This window comes from Hydrogenophaga sp. PML113 (genome assembly GCF_001777155.1).
In the GTDB taxonomy this organism is placed as follows: Bacteria; Pseudomonadota; Gammaproteobacteria; order Burkholderiales; family Burkholderiaceae_C; genus Hydrogenophaga; species Hydrogenophaga borbori.
Genome location: NZ_MIYM01000004.1, coordinates 501061 through 524742, shown reverse-complemented (window position 1 = coordinate 524742; position 23682 = coordinate 501061). Strand labels below are relative to the sequence as shown.

General features: G+C 68.9%; 20 protein-coding genes. 11 read left to right on the top strand and 9 right to left on the bottom strand.

The window, feature by feature from the left end:
- Positions 1 to 68: 68 nt before the first annotated feature.
- Positions 69 to 371, bottom strand: coding sequence for a helix-hairpin-helix domain-containing protein (locus BHU06_RS10965; protein WP_070399191.1), 303 nt, complete (start codon positions 369 to 371; stop codon positions 69 to 71).
- Between the two features lie 284 nt (positions 372 to 655).
- Here BHU06_RS10965 and BHU06_RS10960 point away from each other — a divergent pair, with 284 nt between their 5' ends.
- From BHU06_RS10960 to BHU06_RS10930, 7 genes are all read left to right on the top strand, one after another.
- Positions 656 to 2224, top strand: a complete 1569-nt coding sequence (locus BHU06_RS10960) for an ABC transporter substrate-binding protein (protein WP_070399190.1) — start codon at positions 656 to 658, stop codon at positions 2222 to 2224.
- A gap of 64 nt (positions 2225 to 2288) precedes the next feature.
- Positions 2289 to 3269: an ABC transporter permease gene (locus BHU06_RS10955; RefSeq protein ID WP_070399189.1), complete on the top strand. Its 981-nt coding sequence runs from the start codon at positions 2289 to 2291 to the stop codon at positions 3267 to 3269.
- Position 3270: 1 nt separating this feature from the next.
- Positions 3271 to 4560: a M20 aminoacylase family protein gene (locus tag BHU06_RS10950; protein ID WP_070399188.1), complete on the top strand. Its 1290-nt coding sequence runs from the start codon at positions 3271 to 3273 to the stop codon at positions 4558 to 4560.
- Complete coding sequence (locus BHU06_RS10945) at positions 4557 to 6131, top strand: ABC transporter substrate-binding protein (protein WP_070399187.1); 1575 nt, start codon at positions 4557 to 4559, stop codon at positions 6129 to 6131. Before BHU06_RS10950 ends, BHU06_RS10945 begins: the two co-directional genes overlap by 4 nt.
- Before the next feature lie 120 nt (positions 6132 to 6251).
- Positions 6252 to 7163 carry an ABC transporter permease gene (locus tag BHU06_RS10940; protein ID WP_070399186.1) on the top strand — a complete coding sequence of 304 codons (912 nt, stop codon included), beginning with the start codon at positions 6252 to 6254 and terminating at the stop codon, positions 7161 to 7163.
- 2 nt (positions 7164 to 7165) lie between these two features.
- Positions 7166 to 8137, top strand: a complete 972-nt coding sequence (locus BHU06_RS10935; RefSeq protein ID WP_070399185.1) for an ABC transporter ATP-binding protein — start codon at positions 7166 to 7168, stop codon at positions 8135 to 8137.
- The gene (locus BHU06_RS10930; RefSeq protein ID WP_070399184.1) at positions 8134 to 9153 is read left to right on the top strand and encodes an ABC transporter ATP-binding protein; all 1020 of its coding nucleotides are present in this window, start codon (positions 8134 to 8136) and stop codon (positions 9151 to 9153) included. The genes BHU06_RS10935 and BHU06_RS10930 overlap by 4 nt, the downstream gene beginning before the upstream one ends.
- Positions 9154 to 9156: 3 nt before the next feature.
- On the opposite strand, the gene BHU06_RS10925 is transcribed toward BHU06_RS10930, so the two are convergent.
- Positions 9157 to 10005, bottom strand: coding sequence for a MurR/RpiR family transcriptional regulator (locus BHU06_RS10925; RefSeq protein WP_070399183.1), 849 nt, complete (start codon positions 10003 to 10005; stop codon positions 9157 to 9159).
- Positions 10006 to 10068: 63 nt separating this feature from the next.
- Between BHU06_RS10925 and tal the strand changes: the two genes are divergently transcribed.
- A complete protein-coding gene (gene tal, locus BHU06_RS10920) occupies positions 10069 to 11010 on the top strand; it encodes a transaldolase (protein WP_070399182.1) in 942 nt (313 codons plus the stop codon).
- A 197-nt stretch (positions 11011 to 11207) separates the two neighbouring features.
- Here the strand turns inward: tal and groL are convergent, their stop codons facing one another.
- The 3 genes from groL to BHU06_RS10905 all read right to left on the bottom strand — a co-directional run bounded on the left by groL (position 11208) and on the right by BHU06_RS10905 (position 14899).
- Entirely contained in the window at positions 11208 to 12854 is a 1647-nt protein-coding gene (gene groL / locus BHU06_RS10915) for a chaperonin GroEL (protein WP_070399181.1), read from the bottom strand.
- A 37-nt stretch (positions 12855 to 12891) separates the two neighbouring features.
- Positions 12892 to 13182, bottom strand: a complete 291-nt coding sequence (gene groES / locus BHU06_RS10910) for a co-chaperone GroES (RefSeq protein ID WP_070399180.1) — start codon at positions 13180 to 13182, stop codon at positions 12892 to 12894.
- 169 nt (positions 13183 to 13351) lie between these two features.
- Complete coding sequence (locus BHU06_RS10905) at positions 13352 to 14899, bottom strand: PAS domain S-box protein (RefSeq protein ID WP_175442835.1); 1548 nt, start codon at positions 14897 to 14899, stop codon at positions 13352 to 13354.
- Positions 14900 to 15114: 215 nt separating this feature from the next.
- Here BHU06_RS10905 and BHU06_RS10900 point away from each other — a divergent pair, with 215 nt between their 5' ends.
- Positions 15115 to 15837 carry a Crp/Fnr family transcriptional regulator gene (locus tag BHU06_RS10900; RefSeq protein ID WP_139147045.1) on the top strand — a complete coding sequence of 241 codons (723 nt, stop codon included), beginning with the start codon at positions 15115 to 15117 and terminating at the stop codon, positions 15835 to 15837.
- Here BHU06_RS10900 and BHU06_RS10895 read toward each other — a convergent pair.
- The 4 genes from BHU06_RS10895 to metK all read right to left on the bottom strand — a co-directional run bounded on the left by BHU06_RS10895 (position 15834) and on the right by metK (position 21771).
- Positions 15834 to 17378 carry a methyl-accepting chemotaxis protein gene (locus tag BHU06_RS10895; RefSeq protein WP_070399177.1) on the bottom strand — a complete coding sequence of 515 codons (1545 nt, stop codon included), beginning with the start codon at positions 17376 to 17378 and terminating at the stop codon, positions 15834 to 15836. The genes BHU06_RS10900 and BHU06_RS10895 overlap by 4 nt on opposite strands.
- 150 nt (positions 17379 to 17528) lie before the next feature.
- On the bottom strand, positions 17529 to 18293 hold the full coding sequence (locus BHU06_RS10890; protein WP_070399176.1) for an SDR family oxidoreductase: 765 nt from the start codon (positions 18291 to 18293) through the stop codon (positions 17529 to 17531).
- A 41-nt stretch (positions 18294 to 18334) separates the two neighbouring features.
- Positions 18335 to 20356: a PAS domain S-box protein gene (locus BHU06_RS10885; RefSeq protein WP_070399175.1), complete on the bottom strand. Its 2022-nt coding sequence runs from the start codon at positions 20354 to 20356 to the stop codon at positions 18335 to 18337.
- A gap of 230 nt (positions 20357 to 20586) precedes the next feature.
- Complete coding sequence (metK, locus tag BHU06_RS10880) at positions 20587 to 21771, bottom strand: methionine adenosyltransferase (protein WP_070399174.1); 1185 nt, start codon at positions 21769 to 21771, stop codon at positions 20587 to 20589.
- 149 nt (positions 21772 to 21920) lie between these two features.
- Here metK and BHU06_RS10875 point away from each other — a divergent pair, with 149 nt between their 5' ends.
- Together BHU06_RS10875 and BHU06_RS10870 are read left to right on the top strand one after the other, a co-directional pair.
- Complete coding sequence (locus tag BHU06_RS10875) at positions 21921 to 22751, top strand: lysophospholipid acyltransferase family protein (protein WP_083293155.1); 831 nt, start codon at positions 21921 to 21923, stop codon at positions 22749 to 22751.
- Positions 22751 to 23680, top strand: coding sequence for a lipid A biosynthesis acyltransferase (locus BHU06_RS10870; RefSeq protein ID WP_083293154.1), 930 nt, complete (start codon positions 22751 to 22753; stop codon positions 23678 to 23680). Before BHU06_RS10875 ends, BHU06_RS10870 begins: the two co-directional genes overlap by 1 nt.
- Positions 23681 to 23682 lie beyond the last annotated feature (2 nt).

Below are 23682 nucleotides of genomic sequence, written 5' to 3'. Positions count from 1 at the left end.
GCTTCGCTCAAGCAAAAACCGCCCGGCATGCCGGGCGGTTTTTTTATGGGCGGTTCAGTGGCCGGTGCTCACTGCTTCGGTTTGGCGCCCGCTGGCGCGCTGGTCGCCTTGAAGGCCTCGCCATTGACCGTCAGGCCTTCGTGCGACAACTTCGCGGCGCGTTTGTCCCCGATGCCGGGGACCCGCGCGATGAAGTCGTTCCAGTTCTTGAAGGGGGCGGCTTTGCGCTGTTCGAGGATCTTGCCCGTGGTGCTGGGGCCAATGCCTTTGATGCTGTCGAGATCGGCTTGCGAGGCCTTGTTGACGTCGACGGCGGCGAAGCCGGTGGCGGCGCTCAGGGCAAACAAGGCGGCGACGAGGAGCTTCTTCATAGGGGACCTTCCTGATGGTTTTGGGGTTGAAATGCCTAAGTAAACGACCAATAGGCGAGTCAAATATAGCGATAAAGAATTATTTTAAATGACGGAGGAATAAAGCTTCGAGTGGTGTCCGGAAATGGCCTGTTCCGGCCGAACCGGTGGGGGCCGCGCGGTGTCGATCCGGGTGCCCATACTCGGTACGGGTAAGTCCCGTCGCTGGCGCGGGAACGCTTGTTGCATAGTCCCGGCACCTTCATTTAATTCAGGTGTCAACGATGAAATCGTTCTCCGTGCCCATGCAGGCGGTCGTGCTGGGGGCAGCCTTGGCTGTCACGACCGGCGGTCTTCAAGCGAAGACCTTCAAGTGGACGAGTGCCAGCGACATCCCGACCTGGGACATTCATTCCCAGAACAACGCGTTGGCCAATGGCATCCATGCCTCGGTCTATGAGTCGTTGGTGTACTACAACAGCCGCACCTTCAAGCCCGAGCCGCTGCTGGCCACCGGCTGGAACCAGGTCTCGCCCACTCAGCTGCGGCTGACGCTGCGGAGCGGGGTGAAATTCCACGACGGGTCCGACTTCACCGCCGACGACGCCGTGTTTTCGCTGCAGCGCGCAATGGCGCCGACCTCGAACTTCACGCCCTATATCCAGGGCATCGACCGCATCGTCAAGGTCAACAACAACACCATTGACATCTTCACCAAGGGCCCCAACCCGGTGCTGGTGAACCAGCTCACCGAGCTGCGCATGATGAGCAAGGCGTGGGCGGAGAAGAACAACTCCACCGCGCCCAAGGACATCAAGACCCAGGACGAGAACTTCGCCCACCGCAACGCCATGGGCACGGGGCCCTTCGTCCTCAAGGAGTGGGCGCCCGACCAGAAGATGGTGCTCACGCGCAACCCCAACTGGTGGGGCAAGGGCGCCGAGACCAACGTCACCGAGATCGTCTACACGCCGGTGAAGGCCACGGCCACGCGCATGGCCGCGCTGCTCTCGGGCGAGGTGGATTTCGTGCTGGATCCGAGCCCGCAGGACCTGCCGCGCCTGCGCCAGGACGGCAACCTCAAGGTCATGGACGGGGTCGAGAACCGCACCATCTTCTTCGGCATGGACCAGCACCGCGACGAGCTCGTGGGCAGCAACGTCAAGGGCAAGAATCCGCTGAAGGACGTGCGCGTGCGCAAGGCGCTGTACCAGGCGATCGACATGAACGCGATCGCGCGCGTCACGCTGCGCGGCCTGGGCCAGCCCACGGGGGCGCTCATCGCGCCGCAGGTGACGGGCTGGACGGAGGGCGTGCACCAGCGCTACCCATTCGACGTGGCCGCCGCGCAGAAGCTGCTCGCGGACGCCGGCTACAAGGACGGTTTCGAGGTCGACTTCGCCTGCCCCAACAACCGCTACATCAACGACGAGGCGATCTGCCAGGCCGTGACCGCCATGTGGGCGCGCATCGGCGTCAAGGCCAAGCTGCGCACGCTGCCGCTGGCCACCTACTTCCCGATGATCCAGCGCTACGAGGCCAGTATCTACATGCTGGGCTGGGGCGTGCCCACCTTCGACGCGATGTACAGCCTGCAGTCGCTGGTGCGCAGCGTGGGGCAGGGCGGTGACGGCAACTACAACGTGGGCCGCTACAGCAACCCCAAGATGGACCAGATCATCGACCGTGCCAAGACGGAGACCGACCTGCTGATCCGCAACCGCCTGCTGACCGAGGCGCTGGAGCTGTCGAACGCCGACGTGTCGCACCTGCCGCTGCACAACCAGGTCATTCCCTGGGCGATGAAGAAGAGCATCAACGTGGTTCACCGCGCCGACAACCGCCTGGATTGGCGGCTCATCACGGTAAACTGAATCGGGTACTGACCAAAGAGGGTCGCCTCCTTTCGGGCGCGACCCTCTCTTGCTTTTTTCATCGATGTTCGCATTCATCCTCCGACGGCTCGCCCAGGCGGTGATCGTCATGGTCAGCGTGGCGCTGATCGCCTTCATGCTGTTCCAGTACGTCGGGGACCCGGTGGTCTTCCTGCTCGGTCAGGACGCCACGCCGGAGCAGGTGCGCGCCCTGCGCGCCGACCTGGGCCTGGACCAGCCCTTCTTCGTTCAGTTCTGGCACTTCCTGGTCAACGCCGCGCAAGGCGAGTTCGGCCTGAGCCTGCGCCAGGGCGCCAAGGTCTCGCGCCTCATCGCCGAGCGTTTCCCGGCCACGCTGGAGCTGTCCATGGTGGCGGCGGTGCTCGCGCTGCTCGTGGGCATTCCCATGGGCGTGTACGCGGCGCTCAAGCGCGGCACCTTCCTCAGCCAGGTCTTCATGACGATCTCGCTGCTGGGGGTGTCGCTGCCCACCTTCCTGATCGGCATCCTGCTGATCCTGGTGTTCGCGGTGCACCTGGGCTGGTTCCCCAGCTTCGGCCGCGGCGACGTGGTCTCGTTGGGCTGGTGGAGCACCGGCCTGCTGACGACCAAGGGCTGGATCCACATCACCCTGCCCGCGATCACGCTGGCCATCTTCCAGCTCACCCTGATCATGCGGCTGGTGCGCGCCGAGATGCTGGAGGTGCTGCGCACCGACTACATCAAGTTCGCCCGCGCCCGCGGGCTCACGAACCGCGCGGTGCATTTCGGCCACGCGCTGAAGAACACGCTGGTGCCGGTGATGACCATCACCGGCCTGCAGCTCGGCGGCCTCATCGCCTTTGCCATCATCACCGAGACGGTGTTCCAGTGGCCGGGCATGGGCCTGCTGTTCATCCAGGCCGTGACCTTCGCCGACATTCCCGTGATGGCCGCCTACCTGTGCCTGATCGCGCTGATCTTCGTGGTGATCAACCTCATCGTCGATCTGTTGTACTTTGTGGTCGATCCGCGCCTGCGCGTGGAGAAGGCCGGAGGGCATTGACATGAGCAAGTCCCGCTACAAGGTGCATGGCCCGGCGTTCGCGCACATCGCGGCCTTTCACCCCGAACTCACGGCGTTGCGCCGCGACCTGCACGCCCACCCCGAACTCGGTTTCGAGGAGGTCTACACCGCCAAGCGCGTGGTGGAGTCGCTCAAGGTCTGCGGGGTGGACGAGGTCCACACCGGCATTGGCAAGACCGGTGTGGTGGCGGTCATCCGCGGCCGCCAGACCGGCAGCGGCCGCATGATCGGCCTGCGCGCCGACATGGACGCGTTGCCCATGACCGAGCACAACGACTTCGCCTGGAAGTCGAGCAAGCCGGGCATGATGCACGGCTGCGGCCACGACGGCCACACGGCCATGCTGGTGGGCGCGGCGCGCTACTTGGCCGAGACGCGGCAGTTCGACGGCACGGCCGTGCTGATCTTCCAGCCCGGCGAGGAAGGCTTTGCCGGCGCCAAGGCCATGATCGAGGACGGCCTGTTCGAGCGCTTTCCCGTGAACTCGGTGTTCGCGATGCACAACTGGCCGCAGATGCGCCCAGGCACCGTGGGCGTGAACCCGGGGCCCATGATGGCCTCGGCCGACCGCATCACCATCGAAGTCACCGGCAAGGGTGGCCATGGCGCGCACCCCTACGCCACGGTCGACCCGGTGCTGGTGGCGGCCCACATCATCACGGCGGTGCAGAGCATCGTCTCGCGCAACGTGCGCGCGATCGACAGCGCCGTGATCAGCCTGTGCTCCATGCAGGCCGGTGACCCGGGCGCCTTCAGCGTGATCCCGGGCACGGCCCGCCTGATCGGCACCGTGCGCACCTTCAACCCCGAGGTGCAGGCCATGGTCGAGAAGCGCCTGCACGAGGTGTGCTCGGGCGTGGCCTTGGGCCTGGGGGCCTCGGCTCACCTGAACTACGAACGCATCTACCCCGCCACCATCAACACGCGCGACGAGGCCCGCTTCGCGATGGAAGTGGCGCAAAAGCTGGTGGGCCACGAGCACGTGGACCGCAACATGGACCCGAGCATGGGTGCGGAGGATTTCTCCTTCATGCTGCAGGTCAAGCCCGGCGCCTACCTGCGCCTGGGGCAGGGTGCCGACAACGGGCAGGGCGCCTGCTTCCTGCACAACAGCCGCTACGACTTCAACGACGAGGTGCTGCCCTTGGGCGCCGCCTTACACGCCAGCCTCATCGAACAAGGCATGCCATTGGCCAGCGAGCCCACCACGCCGCGCCAGACCCTTTCCCAGTCCACCCCCTCACCCACCCCCGCAAGGAGCGACGCATGAACCTCAAAAAATCCTCGGCTGCCCTGCTCGTGGCCGCAGCCCTGGCGGCCGGAGCCGCCAGCGCCCAGACGGTGCGCATCGGCAACCAGGGTGATGCCCTGTCGATGGACCCGCACTCGCTCAACGAGTCGCTGCAGCTCACCGTGACGGGCAACGTCTACGAGCCGCTGGTGGCGCGCGACCGCAACCTCAAGCTGGTGCCCGGCCTGGCCACGAGCTGGAAGCAGACCTCGCCCACCGTCTGGCGCTTCGAGCTGCGCAAGGGCGTTGAATTCCACGATGGCACGCCCTTCACCGCCGACGACGTGCTGTTCACCTTCGCGCGCGCCGCCGGCGAAGGCTCGGACATGAAGAGCTACGTGAACGACGTGAAAGAGGTGCGCAAGGTCAACTCGCACACGGTCGACGTCGAAACCAAGGGCCCGTTTCCCATCCTGCCCGATGTGCTGTCGCTGCTGTACATCATGAGCAAGAAGTGGTGCGAGGACAACCAGGCCACGCGCCCGGTGGACCGCCGCAAGGGCATCGAGAACGCGGCCTCCTTCCGGGCCAATGGCACCGGCCCGTTCCGCCTGCGCGAGCGCCAGCCCAACGTGAAGACCACCTTCCAGCGCAACGGCAACTACTGGGGCAAGATCGAAGGCAACGTCGTCAACGTCGAGTACACGCCCATCGGCAATGACGCCACGCGCGTGGCCGCGCTGCTGTCGGGCCAGGTGGACGTGATCGAGCCCGTGCCGCTGCAGGACGTGGCCCGCATCAACGCCAGCGGCAAGTCCAAGGTGATGCAGGGCCCCGAGCTGCGCACCATCTTCCTGGGCATGGACCAGAAGCGCGACGAGCTGCTCTACTCCAACGTGAAGGGCAAAAACCCCTTCAAGGACAAGCGCGTGCGCCAGGCCTTCTACCAGGCCATCGACATCCAGGGCATCCAGCGCACGGTGATGCGCGGCGCCTCGGCGCCCACGGCGCTGATGGTCGGCCCTGGCATCAATGGCTTCGACCCCGCCATGAACACCCGCCTGCCCTTCGACGCCGAGGCCTCCAAAAAGCTGCTGGCCGAGGCCGGTTACCCGAATGGCTTCGAGGTGACCCTGAACTGCCCGAACGACCGCTACGTCAACGACGGCAACATCTGCCAGGCGGTGGCCGCCAACCTGGCGCGCGTGGGCGTCAAGATCAATCTGCAGGCCGAGACCAAGGGCACCTACTTCCCGAAAATCCTGCGCCGCGACACCAGCTTCTACATGCTGGGCTGGACGCCGGGCACCTACGACTCGCACAACGCGCTCAACGCGCTCATGCGCTGCGTGGACGATTCGGGGTCGGGCCAGTTCAACCTGGGCTCCTATTGCAACCCCAAGGTGGATGAGCTGACCAAGCAGATCCAGTCGGAGACCGACAAGGCCAAGCGCGACGCCATGATCCGCGAAGCCTTCAAGATCCATTCCGACGACGTCGGCCACCTGCCGCTGCACCAGCAGGCCCTGGCCTGGGGCGTGGCCAACAACGTCTCGCTGGCCCAGCTGGCTGACAACTTCATGCCGTTCCGCTACATGTCGGTGAAATGAGGCCACCCCCCGCGCCGCCTGCGGCGTCTCCCTCCAGGGGGGGCGCCAGCAGCGGCCCGGCGCAGCCGGCTCCGCGCTGGCCCTGACCTTCCGATCCGCATCTTCTTTCGGGACATTTCCTTGATCGCCCTCATTCGCCGCGCGCTCGACAGCGACGTCGGGTACAGCTTTCGCACCTCGCCCACGGCCATCGTGGCGGCGGTGATCGCGCTCATCTGTGTCGTCTGCGCGGTCTTCGCTCCGTGGATCGCGCCCCACAACCCCTTCGACCTGGCCACGCTGGACCTGATGAACGCGCGCCTGCCGCCCGTGTGGCAGGAGGGCGGCAATTCGCAGTTCTTGCTGGGCACCGACGACCAGGGCCGCGACATCCTCTCCGCGCTCATGTACGGCGCGCGCATCTCGCTTGCGGTGGGCCTGGCTTCGGTGGTGCTGTCGGTGCTCATCGGCGTGACCCTGGGCCTGCTGGCCGGCTTCGTGGGCGGCTGGCTGGATGGCTTCCTGATGCGCCTGTGCGACGTGATGCTGTCGTTCCCGCCCATCCTCATCGCGCTGCTGATCGCCGGCGTGGGCCGCGCGCTGTTCCCCAACGCGCACGAGACGCTGGCCTTCGGCGTGCTCATCATCTCCATCACCCTGGCCGGCTGGGTGCAGTACGCCCGCACGGTGCGCGGCTCCACGCTGGTGGAGCGCAGCAAGGAATACGTGCAGGCCGCGCGCGTGACCGGCGTGGCGCCGCTGCGCATCATGGGCCGCCACGTGCTGCCCAACGTCATGGGCCCGGTGCTGGTGCTGGCCACCATCCAGGTGGCCACGGCCATCATCACCGAGGCAACGCTGTCCTTCCTGGGCGTGGGTGCGCCACCCACCTCGCCCTCGCTGGGCACGCTCATCCGCGTGGGCAACGACTACCTCTTCTCCGGCGAGTGGTGGATCACCATCTTCCCCGGCCTCATGCTCATCCTCATCGCGCTCAGCGTGAACCTGCTGGGCGACTGGCTGCGCGACGCTCTCAACCCAAGGCTGCGCTGACCATGAGCCTGCTGCAAGTCAAGAACCTGGTCGTCGAGTTCCCCACGCGCCGCGGCACCCTGCGCGCGCTCGACGACATCTCCTTCGACATCGCGCCCGGCGAGATCCTGGGCGTGGTGGGCGAGTCCGGCGCGGGCAAGTCGCTCACCGGTGCGTCCATCATTGGCCTGCTGGAGCCGCCCGGGCGCATCGCCTCGGGCCAGGTCCTGCTCGAAGGCCAGCGCATCGACAACCTGCCGCACGAAAAGATGCGGCGCATCCGCGGGCGCAAGATCGGCGCCATCTTCCAGGACCCGCTGACCTCGCTGAACCCGCTGTACTCGGTGGGCCGCCAGCTGATCGAAACCATCACCACCCACCTGCCGGTGAACGCTGCCGAGGCTCGCGGGCGCGCGATCCAGCTGCTCCGGGACACCGGCATTCCGGCGGCCGAGCAGCGCATCGACCACTACCCGCACCAGTTCAGCGGCGGCATGCGCCAGCGCGTGGTCATCGCGCTGGCGCTGGCGGCCGAGCCTCAGCTCATCGTCGCCGACGAGCCCACGACCGCGCTGGACGTGTCCATCCAGGCGCAGATCATCACGTTGCTCAAGAGCATCTGCAAACAGCGCGGCGCCGCCGTCATGCTGATCACGCACGACATGGGCGTGATCGCCGAAACCTGCGACCGCGTGGCCGTGATGTACGCCGGGCGCATCGCCGAGATCGGCCCCGTGCACGAGGTGATCAACCAGCCGGCCCACCCCTATACCCGTGGCCTGATGGCCTGCATCCCCGACATGAGCCAGGAACGCGAGCGGCTGCACCAGATCGACGGCGCCATGCCGCGCCTCAACGCCATACCCAAGGGCTGCGCCTACAACCCGCGCTGCGAGCGCGTGTTCGACCGCTGCCATGTCGAGCGCCCCGACCTCATGGACGCGGGCGCCACGCGCGCGGCCTGCTGGCTGCAGGCCTCGGGAGCCGCGGCATGAACAGTACCGCCGTGACCACCGATGCCACCGCGTTGGTGCGCGCCACCGACCTGGCCAAGACCTTCGACGTCTCGCCACCCTGGCTCAACCGCGTGCTGGAGCGCAAGCCGCGCCAGCTGCTGCGCGCCGTCGACGGCGTGAGCTTCGACATCCCGCGCGGCCAGACGCTGGCGTTGGTGGGCGAATCCGGCTGCGGCAAGAGCACTGTGGCGCGCCTGCTGGTGGGCCTGTACGAGCCCACGCGCGGGGGCTTTCAGTTCGACAACCAGGACGCGCACGCCGCTTTCAAGACGCCCGCCGGGCGCGTGCTGCGCCGGCGCATCCAGATGATCTTCCAGGACCCGTACGCCAGCCTGAACCCGCGCTGGCGCGTGCAGGACATCATCGCCGAGCCTTTGCGCGAGCACCAGATCGAAACCGATGCGGCGAAGCTGCGCGACCGCGTCGATGAGCTGCTGCGCTCGGTGGGCCTGAGCCCGCACGACAGCCTGAAGTACCCGCACCAGTTCAGCGGCGGCCAGCGCCAGCGCATTTCCATCGCGCGCGCCCTGGCCACGCAGCCGGACTTCCTGGTCTGCGACGAGCCCACCAGCGCGCTGGACGTGTCGGTGCAGGCGCAGGTGCTCAACATCATGAAGGACCTGCAGCGCGAGCGCGGCCTCACCTACCTGTTCATCAGCCACAACCTGGCCGTGGTGCGCCATGTGAGCGACCAGGTGGGCGTGATGTACCTGGGCCGCCTGGTGGAGCTGGCGCCCAAGCACACGCTGTTCGAGAGCCCGCGCCACCCCTACACGCGCATGCTGCTCGACGCCATCCCCAAGATGCACGACACCGGCAAGGCGCGCACGCCGGTGCAGGGCGAGGTGCCCAACCCGCTGAACCCACCGAGCGGCTGCGCCTTCAACCCGCGCTGCCCGCACGCCAACGACCGCTGCCGCCACGAGCGCCCGGTGCTGAAGGACATCGGCGGCATCCGCATCGCCTGCCACGCGGTGGAGGAGGGGCGGATCTGACGCTCAGGCGTAGCGCTTGTTGCGCAGGTTGTTCTTCATCTCGCGCAACAGCGGCTGCAGCTTGGCGCCGCCGATGCGCAGCGCGAGGCAGGTGGCCATGATGTCGATCACCATCAGGTGCATCAGCCGCGAGGTCATGGGGCTGTAGCGGTCGTATCCCTCGGGGTGGTCGGCCGCCAGGTGGATGTGTCCGGCCTGCGCCAGGGGTGAGCCGCTGGTGGTGATGGTGATCACCGTGGCGCCGTGGCGGCGCGCGATGTCGGCCGCATCCATCAGGTCGCGCGTGCGGCCCGAGTTCGACACGATCACCAGGCAGTCGCCCGGTCCCAGCAGCGAGGCGCCCATCACCTGCATGTGGCCGTCGCTGTAGGCCACGGCGTTGATGCCCAGGCGGAAGAACTTGTGCTGCGCGTCCTGCGCGACGATGCCCGAGTTGCCCGCGCCGTAAAACTCGATGCGCCCGCGCGCCTTGCCCGTGGCCACGAGCGCATCCACGGCGCGCTCGATCGCGTGGTGCGAGGCGTCGTTGCGGTACTTGAGAAAGGCCGCCACGGTGTTGTCGATGAGCTTGACCATCACGTCGCTGGTCTTGTCGTCGGCGTCCACGCTGCGGTGGATGAAGGGCACGCCCTCGCTCACGGTGCCTGCCAGCTTCAGCTTGAAATCCGACAGGCCGTCGTAGCCCATGCTGCGGCAGAAGCGCACCACCGTGGGCTTGCTCACGTGCGCGCGCTCGGCCAGCTCGCTCACCGGCAGGCTGGCGAAACTGCGCGGGTCTTGCAGCACGAGCTTGGCCACGCGCTGTTCGGCCGGGGCGAGCGAGGGCATCGAGGCCTTGATGCGGTCGAGCATGGCGTGTTACCAGGTGGTCCGAATGGCTGAAATTTTATTACCTGGCGGCGCCATAATCCGCCCATGAACCAGCTCGACGCCCTCAAACAGTTCACCACCGTGGTCGCCGACACCGGCGACTTTCGGCAACTGGCGGCCTACGCCCCGCGCGACGCCACCACCAACCCCTCGCTCGTACTGAAGGCGGTGCAAAAGCCCGAGTACGCGCCGCTGCTGGCCGAGGCCATTGCGCGCCACGGCGCGGCCGACAAGGTGGAGCTGATGAACCGGCTGCTGGTGCGCTTCGGCGTCGAGATCCTCCAGCTCATTCCCGGCCGCGTGTCCACCGAGGTCGATGCGCGCCTGAGCTTCGACACCGCCGCCACGCTTGAGCGCGCGCGTCGCCTGATCGCCCTGTACCGCGCCGAGGGCGTGGACAGCGAACGCGTGCTGATCAAGATCGCCGCCACCTGGGAAGGCATCCGCGCGGCCGAGCAGCTGGAGCGCGAAGGCATCCACACCAACCTCACGCTGCTGTTCTCCTTCCCGCAGGCCGTGGCCTGCGGCCAGGCCGGCGTGCGCCTGATCTCGCCCTTCGTGGGCCGCATCTACGACTGGTACAAGAAGCAGGCCGGCGCCCAGTGGGACGAGGCCGCCAACGCCGGCGCCAACGATCCCGGCGTGCGCTCGGTGCGCCGCATCTTCGAGTTCTACAAGCGCCACGGCGTGGCCACGGAAGTGATGGGTGCGAGCTTTCGCAACGTGGGCCAGATCACTGCGCTGGCGGGTTGCGACCTGCTCACCATCAGCCCTGAGCTGCTGGCCCAGCTCGCGGCCAGCGAGGCGCCGCTGTCGCGCGCGCTCGACGCCGAGGCGGCGAAGCGCCTGGACATCGCGCCCGTGCGCTACGACGAGGCGGGCTTCCGCTACGCGCTCAACGAAGACGCCATGGCCACCGAAAAACTCGCCGAAGGCATCCGCGCCTTCGCGGCCGACACGGTCAAGCTCGAAGCCTTGATGGTCTGAGCCCCGCACCAAGCGGCGGCCCCAAAAGAAAAACCCCGCGATCGCTCGCGGGGTTTTTTTGGCCGGCTGCTTCGAGGAACGCCAAAACGCTCCAACGACGCAGCCTGAGGGAGCAGGGCAAGGCGCAGCCGCGCTGACGGTGGCAGAGCCACGGCAAGCGGCTGCAACGCCGCCATGCGCCCTCAGGCAAGGCGCAATTACATGCCCATGCCGCCCATGTCGCCCATGCCACCCATGCCGCCACCGGGCATGGCCGGCGCGTCTTCCTTCGGCGCCTCGGCGACCATGCACTCGGTCGTGAGCATCAGCGAAGCGACGGACGCGGCGTTCTGCAGCGCGGTGCGGGTCACCTTGGTCGGGTCCAGGATGCCCATCTCGATCATGTCGCCGTAGGTGTCGTTGGCGGCGTTGAAGCCGTAGTTGCCCTTGCCACCCAGCACGGCGTTGATCACCACGCTCGGCTCGCCGCCGGCGTTGGCCACGATCTCGCGCAGCGGGGCTTCGATGGCCTTGAGGATCAGCTTGATGCCGGCGTCCTGGTCGGCGTTGTCGCCCTTGATGGCGCCAGCGGCCTGGCGGGCGCGCAGCAGTGCCACGCCGCCACCGGCCACGATGCCTTCTTCCACGGCGGCACGGGTGGCGTGCAGCGCGTCTTCCACGCGGGCCTTTTTCTCCTTCATCTCGACCTCGGTGGCAGCGCCGACCTTGATCACGGCCACGCCGCCGGCCAGCTTGGCCACGCGCTCTTGCAGCTTCTCGCGGTCGTAGTCGCTGGTGGCTTCCTCGATCTGGATGCGGATCTGCTTGACGCGGGCCTCGATGTCGGCCGCGGCGCCGGCGCCGTCGATGATGGTGGTGTTTTCCTTGCCCACTTCGATGCGCTTGGCCTGGCCCAGGTCGGCCAGGGTCACCTTCTCGAGCGTCAGGCCCACTTCTTCAGCGATGACCTTGCCGCCGGTGAGGATGGCGATGTCTTCCAGCATGGCCTTGCGGCGGTCGCCGAAGCCCGGCGCCTTGACGGCCACAACCTTCAGGATGCCGCGGATGGTGTTGACCACCAGGGTCGCCAGGGCTTCGCCCTCGACTTCCTCGGCGATGATCAGCAGCGGACGGCCGGCCTTGGCGACTTGCTCCAGCACGGGCAGCAGGTCGCGGATGTTGCTGATCTTCTTGTCGAAGAGCAGAACGAAGGGGTTGTCCAGCAGGGCGGCCTGCTTCTCGGGGTTGTTGATGAAGTAGGGCGACAGGTAGCCGCGGTCGAACTGCATGCCTTCGACGACGTCGAGTTCGTTGTCCAGCGACTTGCCGTCTTCCACGGTGATCACGCCTTCCTTGCCGACCTTGTCCATGGCGTCGGCAATGATCTTGCCGATGGACTCGTCGGAGTTGGCGGAGATGGCGCCGACCTGGGCGATTTCCTTGCTGGTGGTGGTGGCCTTGGAGGCCTTCTTCAGCTGCTCGGTCAGGGCCACGACGGCCTTGTCGATGCCGCGCTTGAGGTCCATGGGGTTCATGCCGGCGGCCACGTACTTCATGCCTTCGCGCACGATGGCCTGGGCCAGCACGGTGGCGGTGGTGGTGCCGTCACCGGCGTTGTCGCTGGTCTTGGAAGCGACTTCCTTGACCATCTGCGCGCCCATGTTCTGGAGCTTGTCCTTCAGTTCGATCTCTTTGGCGACCGAGACACCGTCCTTGGTGACGGTGGGGGCGCCGAACGAGCGCTCGAGCACCACGTTGCGGCCTTTGGGGCCCAGGGTCACTTTGACGGCGTTGGCCAGGATGTTCACACCCTCGACCATGCGCGCACGGGCGTCACCGCCGAAAACCACGTCTTTTGCTGCCATGTTTGGCTCCTTCAGTACGAATCAGGGGGGAGGGGAATTACTTCACGACGACCGCGAACAGGTCGTCTTCCTTCATGACGAGCAGCTCGTCGCCGTCGACCTTGACGGTCTGGCCGCTGTACTTGCCGAACAGCACGCGGTCGCCCACCTTGACGGTCAGGGCGCGGACTTTGCCGTCGTCACCGGTCTTGCCCGGACCCACGGCCAGGACTTCGCCCTGATCGGGCTTCTCGGCAGCGGCGTCGGGGATGACGATGCCCGAGGCGGTCTTGGTTTCGCTGTCGACGCGCTTGACGACCACGCGGTCGCCGAGAGGCTGAAGTTTCATTGCATCTCCTGAATGGAAAAGAGGGCTAGGGGAAAAAGGGGGCCCCGGCTTGGAACCAGGGCACGGGCGCGGATGTTAGCACTCGGCGCCAGCGAGTGCTAATGATAAGGGCGGGTGTGACGGTTTCAAGAACCGCCCGTGCCGGCCGGGCGGTGGCCCGGCGCCCGGTTCAGGGCGCGGCGGGCTTGGGCAGCCAGACGTGGAAGGTCGCGCCCTCGCCCGGCGCGGACGCGCCCCACAGCCGCCCGCCGTGGCTGTCGACGATCTGCTGGGTGAGCGCCAGGCCGATGCCGTCGCCCGCGATCTCGGGGTCTTCGCAGGCGCGGCCGAACATCTGCAGGATGCGCTCGTGCTGGCTGGGGTCGAAGCCGCGCCCGTTGTCCTGGATCCAGACGTCCCAGCCCGCGGCCTCCTCGCGGCAGCCGAAGGCGATGCGCGCGGGATCGCGCTGGGCGGAGTACTTCACGGCGTTGTCGATCAGGTTGACCCAGACCTCGTGGATCAGCACTGGGTCGGCCATCACCACGGGCAGGCTGTCCAGGCCGCTGAACTCGATGCGCCGCCCGGGGTGCGTGGCCAGGGCCTCCGCCACCAGCGGTTCGATCGTCTGGCGCAGGGCCAGGGGCTGCTTGTCCACCGCGTGGCGGCCCAGGCGCGAGAAGCGCAGCAGCGCCTCCACCAGGGTCTGCAGGTGGCGGCCGGCGGCGCGCACCTTCTCGCCGTACAGCCGGGCCTGCTCCAGGTCGCCGGCGTCCAGCATGCTCTGCAGGATCTCGGCGAAGCTCACCATGTGGCGGATCGGCTTCTTCAAGTCGTGCGAGATGGCGTGCGAGAAGTCGGTGAGCGTGCGGTTGGCCTCCTCGAGCTGGCGCGTGCGCTCGCCGACCACGCGGTTCAAGGTTTCGTTGGTGCGCTGGCGCTCCTCCAATAGCTCGTAGTAGACGGTCACGTCCTGCACCGTCCAGGTGGCCGGCAGGCGGTAGCCCTCACCGGTGAAGTCCGGGATGCCGCGGCAGCGCACCCAGCGCCGCTGTCCCTGGGCGCTGAGCAGCGGGAACTCCTCGTCGAAGGCCTCGCCGGTGCGCAGCGATTGCGCGAGCTTGTGGCGCAGGCCCTCGCGCCGCTCAGGGGGCACGGCCTCCATCAGCTCGGCGAAGTCGTGCGGCGCGTCGTCGGGCGCGCGGTCCAGCAGCTCGAAAACCTCGTTCGACCAGCGCGTGCGCGCGCTCTCGTGGTCGTACTCCACGCGACCCAGGCGCGCGAGCTTCTGCGCCGCGTCCAGGTGGCGCTGCAGGCTGGCGTTGGCCAGCTCCAGGCGCTTGCGCTCGCTGATGTCGGTCTGGATCGAGAAGAAGGCCGCCACGTTGCCATGCCCGTCGTGGATGGGCTCGATGTTGAGCAGCACCGTGTAGGCCTGGCCGTCCCTGCGGTAGTTCACCAGTTCGACGCCCGACACCGCGCGCCCGCCCGACAGCGCGGTCTTGAGCTGCGCGGTGGCGCGCTGGCTGGTCAGCGGACCGTGCAGGAACTCGCTGGCGCGCTTGCCCTGCACCTCGTCGAGTGGCCAGCCGGTGACGGCCGAGTAGGCGCGGTTGACCCAGCGGATGCGCTGATCGCGGTCGGTGATGACGACCATGTTGGCGCTGTGTTCGACGATGCGCTGCAGCACCTGCAGCCACGAACCGAGATTCTCAAAGCCGATGTCTGATGCAAGCATGGCACCGTCCCCGCCGGGACGCCAGGTGGGCCCTCGCGGGCGGAAACCCGGCCGCGCCGCCGGCGTCAGGCCGGGTCGGCACGACCTTCCCCGGACCATCATGGCGCCAGCGGCGGCATTCATGGGGGCGATCCCGCTGCCTTAGTGATCGAACGCACACCGGGGTGCCACAAAAGTCGTAGCGCGCGTGCCGGGCCGAGTCAACAATCGCGGCCATGTCTGCCCACGCCATGACCAAGGCCGCCGCGTCCGCCGGTGGCCGCTGCGACCTTTGCTCGACGCGCCAGCGCTGCATCGTCTCCAGCCTGCCGGCCGAGCGCATCGCCGCCTTGCAAGGTCAGATCGTCGAGCGCGCCGTGCCCCTGGGCGGGCAGATCGAGGAGCAGGGCTTGCGCTCGCTCAGCGTAAAAGTGGTCAAGCTGGGCCTGTTCCAGGGCCTGCGGCGCGCGGCGCGCGGCGAGAAGCGGCCGGTCTGCCTGCTGGGCAAGGGCCATGTGGCCGGGCTCAACAACCTGTACCGCCAGCCCGCCGCGCTCACGCTGGTGGCCATCACGCCGGCGCGGGTCTGCGAGATCCCGGTGCGGCTGGTCGATGAGATCGCCATGGGCGACCGGGCTTTCCGCCGCTGCCTGTTCCAGGCCCTGGCGCGCTACGTCGACAACCTGGCCGACTGGTCGCGCGTGCCACGCGGCGGCAACGTCACGGCCCAGCTCGGCGAGGCGCTGCGCCTCATCGCGCACGAGGAAGGCCGCGCGGCCTTCCGCATCCCCAGCCACACCGAGCTGGCGCGCATGCTGGGCACGCGGCGCGAGACCATCGCGCGGCACATCGGCCTGCTGATCGAAGGCGGGCAGTTCGTGAAGATCGACCGCTGGCATGGCCGCCTGCTCGGGCCGGGCGGGCCCGAGGGGGCGGACACCCAGGCCGGCACGGCCTAGGCAAACACGCCCACGGCCGCGTCCAGGCGGCTGGCCTCGCCGCGCAGGCTGTGCGCGGCGGCCAGCAGCTCTTCCACCAGGGCGGCGTTGCGCGCGGTCAGCTGATCGAGTTCGGCCATGGCCTGGCCGACCTCGGCCACGCGGCTGGCCTGGTGCGTGGCGGCGGCGCCCATCTCGTCGATCAGCGCGTGGGCGTCGCTCACGCGCCCGCTGGTGCGCGAGATGGTCTCGCCCGCGGCGTCGACCTTGCGTACGCCCGCCTCCACCGTGTCGATGGCCTGCGCGATCAGGGCGCGGATCTCGTGCGCGGCATCGGCGCTGCGCTGGGCCAGGCCGCGCACCTCGGCGGCCACCACGGCGAAGCCGCGGCCCTGCTCGCCCGCGCGCGCCGCCTCCACGGCGGCGTTGAGCGCCAGGATGTTGGTCTGGAAGGCGATGGCGTCGATCACGCCGATGATCTCGCCCATGCGCTGGCTCGAGCGGGCGATGCCGTCCATGGTGCCGACCACGTCCTTGACCGCGTGGCCGCCCGCCAGGGCGACCTCGGACGCTTCGTGCACGCGCGCCGCGGCGAGCTGCGCGGCCCGCGTGTTGCGCTGGATGCTGTCCGAGAGCTCGTCCATGGAGGCCGCCGTCTGCCGCAGCGAGGCCGCGGCCTGGTCGGTTCGGTGGTTGAGGTCGTCGTTGCCGGTGGCGATCTGCTGGCTGGCCGCGGCCACGCGCGCGGCGCGGATGCCGACGTCGTCGACCAGGGCCTTCATGTTCTGCGCCGCCTGGTTCAGCGAGCGCTGCAGCCGGCCGATGGCGTCCAGGCGCCGCGCCGTGTGGGGCGGTGGCATCTGGCCACAGGACAGGGCCTGGGCGTACTCGCCCAGCTCGCGCAGCGGGCGCCCGAACTGCGCGCGGTACCAGGCCAGGCCCAGCGCCAGCGCACTGGCCTGCGCGGCCAGCAGGGCCAGCGCGCCCGCGCCGGCGGGGACGCCGGCCAGCAGCGGCGCCCAGCCCGCGGCGGCGCACAGCGCCAGCGGCAGCGCGGCGCGCGTGCCGGTGCCCAGCGTGCGGTCCCAGTCCAGCCAGGCCAGCGGGCCGGTGCGCACCAGCAGGCCCTGGCGAAAGCCGTGGCCCGCGGCCCGGCCCTCGCGAAAGCGCGCGTACCAGTGCTCGGCCTCGTCGATCTCGGCGCGCGAGGGCGTGGTGCGCACCGAGAGGTAACCGCTGAGCCGGCCGTCTCGGTGCAGCGGCGTGACGTTGGCGCGCACCCAGTAGTGGTCGCCGTCCTTGCGGCGGTTCTTCACCAGCGCCGACCAGGCCTGGCCCCGCCGCAGCGTGCGCCACATGTCCTCGAAGGCCTGCACCGGCATGTCGGGGTGGCGCACCAGGTTGTGCGGCTGGCCCAGCAGCTCGTCGCGCGTGAAGCCGCTGACGGTGACGAAGGCCTCGTTGACGTAGGTGATGCGGCTGTCGGTGTCGGTGGTGGACAGCAGCGTCATCCGTTCGGCGAGTGGGTACTCGCGCTGCGACACGGGGAGATTCACACGCATGGCGGCTCCTAGAAATGAAGGGAACTGTGCTGCGGAGAATCGGCCGCCGTCGAAGGGGTTGAAGGCCGGAAACGGGGGGTGGATGGCGCTGCGCGACGCCTTGGTGATCGAACGCGCGGCGCGCGTGGCGGGGCCGCCACGCGGCGGCGCTCAGAAGTGCGCGAGGTAGCCGCCGTCCACGGCCACCACCTGGCCGGTGACGTAGCTGGCGGCATCGCAAGCCAGGAACACCGCGGCGGCGGCGATCTCCTCGGGCCGGCCCCAGCGGCCGACGGAGGTGCGCTGGCGCAGCCAGTCGGCCACGCCCGGGTCGTTCACCATGGCCGCGTTGGTTTCGGTGGCGAAGTAACCCGGGGCGATGGCGTTGGCCGTGATGCCATGCGGCCCCAGTTCGGCCGCCAGCGCGCGCGTCATGGCCTCCAGGCCGCCTTTGCTGGTGGTGTAGGCCGCGTCGCCGGCGCGCGCCAGCGGGCCGGCGATGGAGGTGATGTTGATCAGCCGCCCGTGGCCCTGCCGCCGCATGGGCTCGGCGGCCTCGCGGCACAGGTGCCAGGCGGCCACCAGGTTGGACTCGAGCATGTCGCGCAGGGCCTGGGCGGGCAGGGCCTGCAGCGGTTCGCGGCGGCGCTGGCCCACGGCGTTGACCACGATGTCCAGGCGGCCGGATTCGGCCAGCACGCGCGCCACGGCGGCGCTGGCGGCCGCGTGGTCGGACACGTCGAAGGGCAGGGCGCGGGCGTTCGGGCCGATGGCCTCGGCCGCCGCGGTCAGGGCGGCCGCGTCGCGCCCGCCCAGCCACACGCGCGCGCCGTGCGCGGCCAGGGCGCCGGCGATGGCGCGGCCCAGGCCACGCGTGGCGCCGGTGACGAGGGCCGTGCGCGCGCCGAGGTCGAACAGGGAGGGGGAAGCGGGCATGGCCGGGGATTATCCCGGCCGCTGCCCGTGGGGGCAGGCGCTCAGGCCGCCAGCGCGGCCATGGCCGAGACGGTGAACGCCGGGGCGGGCTCCGCGCCGTCGAAGGGCAGGGTGAAGTAGAAGGTGCAGCCGCGGCCCGGCGCGGTCTCGCACCAGATGCGGCCGTCGTGGCGCTCGATGATGCGCTGCGTCAATGCCAGTCCGGTGCCGTTGCCCTCGAAATCCATCGAGTGGTGCTGGCGCTGGAACATCACGAACAGGTTGTGCGCCTTTTCCAGGTCGAAGCCGGCGCCGTTGTCGCTGACGTAGAACATGTGCCCGCCCACCGGGTTGACCTTGCAGCCCACCTCGATGCGCGCTTTGGGGTGCTTGCGCGTGTACTTCACCGCGTTGTCCAGCAGGTTGCCCCAGGCCTGGGCCAGCAGCATGGCGTCGCCGCGCACCATGGGCAGATCGGGGTCGATGACCCACTCGATCTGGCGCTGCGCGTTCTCCTGGCGCAGGTGCGCCACCACGCCGTGCAGCAGCGGGCTCAGCGGCACGGGCTGCGACTCGATGGCGACGCGGCCCAGGCGCGCGTACTCCAGCAGGCCCTCGATCATCTGGCTCATGCGCTTGGTCGACTTGCCGATGGACTGCAGGCACTGCTGGACCATGGGCTCGTCGGACTCGCCGAGCTGCTCGTTGAGCAGGCTGGTGAAGCTGCTGATGTGTCGCAGCGGCGCGCGCAGGTCGTGCGAGACCATGTGCGAGAAGACGTCGAGGTCCTTGTTGGCGGCCACCAGCTGGCGCGTGCGCTCGGCCACGCGTTTTTCCAGTTCGCGGTTGAGGTCGTTCATCACGTCCTCGAGGTTCTTGGCCGCGGTCATGTCGCGCGTGATGCACGACAGGCCGCGCAGCTCGCCCTGCTGGTTGCGCAGCGCGGTGACCACGGTGTGGGCCCAAAAGCGCGAGCCGTCCGAGCGCAGCCGCCAGCCGCGCGACTCCCATTGGCCGTGCGACTTGGCCAGGCGCAGCACCTGGCCCGCGTCGACCTCGTCCTCGCCCGCGTTGTCGCTGCTCATCAGCGTGTCGAAGCGCTGGCCCAGGATCTGCGGGCGCGGGTGGCCGTGCAGGCGCTGCGCGCTTTCGGTCCATTCGGTGATGCGGCCGGCGTCGTCGATGAAGTAGATGCAGTAGTCCTGCAGCGCATCGACCATCAGGCGGTAGCGCTGCTCGCTTTCGTAGAGCTCGGTGGTGCGCTCGCGCACGCGGTCCTCGAGGTCGCGGTTGGCGTGGAGCACCAGCTCCTCGGTGCGGCGGCGCTCGCTGATGTCGTGCAGCTCGATCAGCAGGCCCTTGACTTCGTCGCCCTGCTGGTCGGGGATGTAGTGAATCTCGAAGTAGCAGCGCTGGCCGGCGGCGTCCAGGCGCTCGGCCTCGAAGCTCTGGCGCTCGCCGCTGAGGGCGGCGGCCACGCGCGGCAGGATTTCGGGCAGCAGATCGGGGCGCACCACCTCGCTCAGGTGCGAGCCCACCACCTGCTCGGGTCGCTTGCCATAGCGCGCCGCGTGCGCCAGGTTGGCGAAGCGGCAGATCAGGTCCTTGTCGTAGTAGGCCAGGCGCGCGGGAACGCGGTCGATGACGCCGCGCAACAGCGCCTCGGCGGGCGAGGCGGCGGCCGCGGGCGCCACGGGTTCGGGCGCGGGCATCACCAGGCTGCTGCTGTGCAGGAAATGGCCATCGGCGTCGCGCACGGCCGTGGAGCTGAGGCGGGCGCGGAACACGCTGCCGTCGGCGCGGCGCAGGCTCACGTCCAGCGTCTGCGGCTCACCCGTCTGGCGCAGCAGGTCCAGGTGCAGGCGCGCCTGCTGCTGGCTGCCGTGGTCGGCCGGTTCGAACAGCCCCGCCAGGGCCTGCGCGGGCGCGTCGGCATGGCCGAGCCAGCGCAGCAGGGTGCCATTGGCGCGCAGGCACTGCAGCTCGGCGTCCAGCGCGACGAGGCCGCACGGCGCCTGGTCGAACAGGCACTGGGCGCTGGCGCTGTCGCCGGCGGGGCCGGTGAGGGACAGGTCGATCTCCATGAAGGCTCCGGTACGGTTGGCTCGGAAAAAAGGGGTCCTTGCCGGTGGATATCGGACGCCGAACGGAAAAATTCAGCCAGCCCGCCGAGCAATAGCGGGGTGTTTCCAGCGCATTTCCGCACGAAAAAGCCCCGCGGGCTCTCGCCGGCGGGGCTGCATATGAGGCGTTTCGGCTTACTTCAGGCCGCCGCTTCGGGGTTTTTGCTCACACCGCTGCGCGATCGCCGGGCTCACTTGAGCCCAGCCGCGGCGCGCAGCGTGGCGGCCTTGTCGGTTTTTTCCCAGGTGAACTCCGGCTCCTCGCGGCCGAAGTGACCGTAGGCGGCGGTCTTGGCGTAGATGGGGCGCAGCAGATCCAGCATCTGGATGATGCCCTTCGGGCGCAGGTCGAAATGCTCCTGCACCAGCTGGGCGATCTGCTCGTCGGGGATGACGCCGGTGCCTTCGGTGTAGACGGTCACGTTCATGGGGCGCGCCACGCCGATGGCGTAGGCGACCTGGATCTGGCACTGCTTGGCCAGGCCCGCGGCCACGATGTTCTTGGCCACGTAGCGTGCGGCGTAGGCGGCCGAGCGGTCCACCTTGGACGGGTCCTTGCCCGAGAACGCGCCACCGCCGTGCGGGCAGGCGCCGCCGTAGGTGTCGACGATGATCTTGCGGCCGGTCAGGCCGCAATCGCCCTGCGGGCCGCCGATGACGAAGCGGCCGGTGGGGTTGATCAGGTACTTGGTGTCCTGGAGCCACTCCTTGGGCAACACCGGCTTGATGATCTCCTCGATGATGGCTTCGTTGAAGCTGGCCTTCATCTTGGTGGGCGTCTCGCTCTGGTCGGGCGAGTGCTGGGTGGACAGCACCACGGTGTCGATGCTGTGCGGCTTGCCGTCCACGTAGCGCATGGTCACCTGGCTCTTGGCGTCCGGACGCAGGAAGGGCAGGCGGCCGTCCTTGCGCAGCTGCGCCTGGCGCTCGACCAGGCGGTGCGCGTAGTAGATCGGCGCGGGCATGAGCTCGGGCGTCTCGTCGCAGGCGTAGCCGAACATCAGGCCCTGGTCGCCGGCACCGATGTTGAGGTGGTCGTCGGAGGCGTGGTCCACGCCCTGGGCGATGTCGTTGGACTGCTTGTCGTAGGCCACGAGCACCGCGCAGCCCTTGTAGTCGATGCCGTATTCGGTGTTGTCGTAGCCGATGCGCTTGATGGTGTCGCGCGCGACCTGGATGTAGTCGACGTGGGCGTTGGTGGTGATCTCGCCGGCCAGCACCACGAGACCGGTGTTGGTCAGGGTCTCCGCGGCCACGCGGCTGCGCGGGTCCTGTTCGAAGATCGCGTCGAGGATGGCGTCGGAGATCTGGTCCGCCACCTTGTCGGGGTGGCCTTCGGACACGGATTCGGACGTGAAGAGGAAGTCGCTCGCCATTTAAACTCCTGAGGTTGTCGGATCGGCGTTTGCCGGTCTGTCAGAAGTCGGCGAACGCTTTAGCGGTATTTGTGAATCGCCCCGCAATCAGTTCATCAACTCGGCGATCCGGCGATTCTAGTTCAGCCGGCCCCGCTGGCGTCCCCCACTTGGTCACGCTGATCCGTCTTTTGTTTGCCTTGGGCAGCCGCCTGCCCCTGCCCCTGTTGCACGGCGCGGGGGTGGTCCTGGGCTGGCTGAGCTTCCTGCTGTCGCCGCGCTACCGGCGGCGGCTGCTGGCCAACGCCCGACAGGCGGGCATGCCGCCGGTCGTGGCCTGGCGCTCGGTGGCCGAGGCCGGCAAGCTGGTCGCCGAACTGCCCCGGCTGTGGCTGGGCGCGCCGGCGCCGGTGCGCTGGGACGGCGCCGAGCACATCGAGGCCGCGTCGGCCGCCGGGCGCGGCCTGCTGTTCCTCACCCCCCACCTGGGCTGCTTCGAGATCACCGCCCAGGCCTACGCTGCGCGCTTCGGCGCCCGCCGGCCCATGACCGTGCTGTTCCGTCCCGCGCGCCAACCCTGGCTGCGCGCGCTGGTGGACCACTCGCGCGAGCGCCCCGGCCTGCGCACGGCGCCCACCACCCTGTCGGGGGTGCGCCAGCTGGTGCAGGCGCTGAAGTCGGGCGAGGCCGTGGGCCTGTTGCCAGACCAGGTGCCGCCCAAGGGCCTGGGCACATGGGCACCGTTTTTCGGGCGCGAGGCCTACACCATGACCCTGTCGGCCCGGCTGGCGCGCTCGGGCGACACCCAGGTGCTGCTGAGCTGGGGCGAGCGCCTGCCCTGGGGCCAGGGCTACGTGGTGCACGTGCGGCCGCTGGCCGAGCCGCTGCCGGCCGACCCGCAGGCCGCGGCCGCCGCCGTCAACGCGGCCATGGAATCCCTGGTGCGAGAATCGCCCGCCCAGTACCTGTGGTCGTACGACCGCTACAAGCCACCGCGCTGATGCCGACCTCCACCCCGTCCCCCGCGCCCGCCCCCGACACCGGACCGCCGGCGCGGCTGAGCAACCGGCTGGGCCTGGGCCTCATGCGCCTGCTGGCGCGCCTGCCGCTGCACTGGGTGCGTGCCCTGGGCTGGGCGCTGGGCAGCGTGCTGCACGTGGTGGCCACGCGGCGGCGGCGCATCGCCCGCACCAACTGGGCCGCCTGCTTCCCGGACCATTCCGAGGCCGAGCGCGACGCCGCCATCCGGCGCCATTTCGTGTTCTTCGCCCAGGCCTGGCTGGACCGCGGCTGGCTGTGGGAAGCCCCCGGCCACGTGGTCAAGCGCCGCCTGCTGCTGCGCGGCGACCTCGAGGCCCTGGAGGGTCAGGCGCCCACGGTGATCTTCGCGCCCCATTTCGTGGGCATGGACGCCGGCTGGACGGCACTGACCGCGCACCTGTCGCGCCGCTTCTGCGGCCTGTACGCCGAGCAGCTCAACGCCGACGTGGACCGCTGGATGGCCGAGGGCCGGCAGCGTTTCGGCAACCCGCACGTGGTGGGCAAGCGCCAGGGCCTGCGCGCCCTGGCCACGGCCCTGCGCGAGGGCCTACCGCTGTACCTGCTGCCCGACATGGACCATGGCGAGCGCGACGCGGTCTTCGTGCCCTTCTTCGGCGTGCCGGCGGCCACGCTCACCTCGCTGCCGCGTCTGGCGCGCCTGGGCGGCGCGCAGGTGGTGCCCGTGACGGCGCGGCTGGTGCCCGATGGCTACGAGGTCACGGTGCATTCGCCCTGGGCCGACTATCCCACGGGCGACGTGACCGCCGACACCGCCGAGATGAACCGCCGGCTCGAAGGCTTCATCGCCGAGGCGCCCGAGCAGTACTACTGGGTGCACAAGCGGTTCAAGACGCGCCCGCCGGGCGCGCCACCCTTCTATCTGTTCTAGTC